We start from the raw sequence: 2,815 nt of genomic DNA, 5'->3' as shown, positions 1-2,815 counted from the left end.
GCCGATGCGCTGCGCCTCACGCCGGAACAGCATGAGCTTGTCGGTGTTGCCCATGTCGAGCGTCATCGAGGCGGCGAGGAATTCGACCGGGTAGTTGGCCTTGAGCCAGGCCGTCTGGTAGGAGACGACCGCATAAGCTGCGGCGTGGGACTTGTTGAAGCCGTAGCCCGCGAATTTCTGGACGAGCTCGAAGATGGTGTCAGCCTGGTTGGCATCGACGTTCTGCTTGACCGCACCTGAGACGAACCGCTCTTTCTGCGCGTCCATCTCGGCCTTGATCTTCTTGCCCATGGCGCGGCGCAGCAGGTCGGCTTCGCCCAGCGAATAGCCGGAGAGCACCTGGGCGATCTGCATCACCTGCTCCTGATAGACCATGATGCCGTAGGTCTCTTTCAGGATCGGCTCGAGCAGCGGGTGGAGATAGTCCGGCTGCTCGTCGCCCTTCTTGCAGGCGATGAAGCGCGGGATGTTGTCCATCGGGCCCGGGCGGTAGAGGGCGACGATGGCGATGATGTCCTCGATGCGGTCGGCGCGCATCTTCTTGAGCACATCGCGCATGCCCGAGCTTTCCAGCTGGAACACGCCCACCGTATCGCCATGGCCCAGCATCTCGTAGGTCTTGGCGTCGTCATAGGGAATCTTGTCGATGTCGAAGGTGGCCTCGCGCAGGCGGATGAGCTTCTGCGCCTTCTCGATCACCGTCAGCGTCTTTAGCCCCAAGAAGTCGAACTTCACGAGGCCCGCCTTCTCGACATATTTCATGTTGAACTGGGTGGCCGGAATGTCTGACCGCGGGTCGCGGTAGAGCGGCACCAGTTCTTCCAGCGGACGGTCGCCGATGACAACGCCGGCGGCGTGGGTGGAGGCGTTGCGGTAGAGGCCCTCAAGTTTCAGGGCGAGGTCGAAGAGGGTGCGGACGGTGGGGTCCTTGTCGCGCTCTTCCTGCAGCTTCGGCTCGCCTTCGATGGCCTGCGCGAGTGTCACCGGGTTGGCGGGGTTGTTGGGGATGAGCTTCGAGAGCCGGTCCACCTGGCCATAGGGCATCTGCAGCACGCGGCCCACGTCGCGCGTGACCATGCGGGCCTGCAGCTTGCCGAAGGTGATGATCTGGGCGACGCGGTCAGCGCCGTAGCGCTGCTGGACATAAGTTATCACCTCGCCGCGCCGGTCCTGGCAGAAGTCGATGTCGAAGTCCGGCATCGACACGCGCTCAGGGTTGAGGAAGCGCTCGAACAGCAGGTTGAAGCGGAAGGGATCGAGATCGGTGATGGTGAGAACGTAAGCGACGAGCGAACCGGCGCCTGAGCCACGGCCCGGGCCCACGGGGATGCCATTCGACTTCGCATATTTGATGAAGTCGGCCACGATGAGGAAGTAGCCCGGGAACTTCATCTTGGTGATGACGTCGAGCTCGAAGTCGAGGCGCTGGATATACTCTTCCTGCGTCACCCCCTCGACGAGACCACGCGTGGCCAGACGCTCGGCGAGGCCCTTATGGGCCTGGATGCGCAACTCCTCCGCCTCATCGCCGTCCGCAAAGCGCGGCAGGATGGGGGCGCGGGACTTCACCCGGTAGGCGCAGCGCATGGCGATCTCGATGGTGTTCTCGACCGCTTCGGGAATGTCGGCGAAGAGCGCCGCCATTTCCTGCTGGCTCTTGAAGAAATGCTCGGGCGTCAGCCGGCGGCGGTCCTCGGTGATCAGCACCTCGCCCTCGGCGATGCAGATCAGCGCGTCATGGGCGGCGTAGTCATCTGCCTTTGCAAAGTAGGACTCATTGGTGGCGACCAGCGGGACTTCGAGGCGGTAGGCGAGTTCAACGAGGCCGCGCTCCGTCTCGCGCTCAGGCGCTGTGCCATGGCGCTGGAGTTCGATGTAGAGGCGGTCGCCGAACATGTCCTTGAGGCGCATGATCTGCTCGGCGGCAAGCGAGCCCTGGCCCGCAAGCAGCGCCTCGTTGACGGGCCCGCCCGGACCACCGGTGAGGCAGATGAGCCCTGCGGAATGCGCGGCGAGATGGTCCCAGGTGACGTGATGCTCGGCATTGTCCGGGCTCGAAAGATAGGCCCGGGAGGACAGCTTCATGAGGTTCTGGTAGCCCTGCTCGTCCTTGGCGAGGAAGGCCATGGCGGGAATGCGGCGCAGCCCGCCCGTGTGCTTGAGGCCGCCTTCCTTCTGCTCCAGCATGTCGATCTTCAGCGTGCAGCCGATGATGGGTTGGATGCCCTTGTCCCACATGGCTTCCGAGAATTCGAGCGCGCCGAACAGGTTGCCGGTGTCGGTGATGGCCACCGCCGGCATCTTCGCGTCCTTCGCCAGCCCCGCCAGAGCCTTGATCTGCAAGGCGCCTTCGGAAAGGGAATAGGCAGTGTGGGTGCGCAGGTGCACGAAGAGCGGGGATTCGGCCATGGGGGGATTATAGGGCGGCAGGCGGCGGGGGGACACCCGCGACTGGATGAAATGCACAAGGACGGATCGCCACATCAGTCCCCCTCCCGTCGCGATGCGATGGGAGAAGGGACTCGTGGAGAGAGGCCCTCATCCGCCCTTCGGGCACCTTCTCCCATCGCGTTGCGACGGGAGAAGGGAAAACTCACCACGAGTTCCTTCTCCCGTCCAGAGGATGGGAGAAGGTGGCCGATAGGCCGGATGAGGGCCTCCTTCGGGCGGCAAGACTTGCGGAGAGAGGCCCTCATCCGCCCTTCGGGCACCTTCTCCCATCGCAGGGCGACGGGAGAAGGGAAAACTCACCACGAGTCCCTTCTCCCGTCCGAAGGATGGGAGAAGGTGGCGCGACCAAGCCGGATGAGGGCCT

General features: G+C 63.9%; 1 protein-coding gene. It reads right to left on the bottom strand.

Annotated features, from left to right (window positions below):
- Positions 1-2,409: DNA polymerase III subunit alpha (dnaE, locus tag ACILRA_RS21780; protein ID WP_395664133.1), on the bottom strand; the 2,409-nt coding region annotated here is incomplete at its 3' end.
- Between the last annotated feature and the right edge of the window lie 406 nt (positions 2,410-2,815).

This window comes from Aestuariivirga sp. (genome assembly GCF_044239095.1).
In the GTDB taxonomy this organism is placed as follows: Bacteria; Pseudomonadota; Alphaproteobacteria; order Rhizobiales; family Aestuariivirgaceae; genus Aestuariivirga.
The sequence above is the reverse complement of the archived record's forward strand: the minus strand, read 5'-3'. Positions and strand labels throughout refer to the sequence as shown.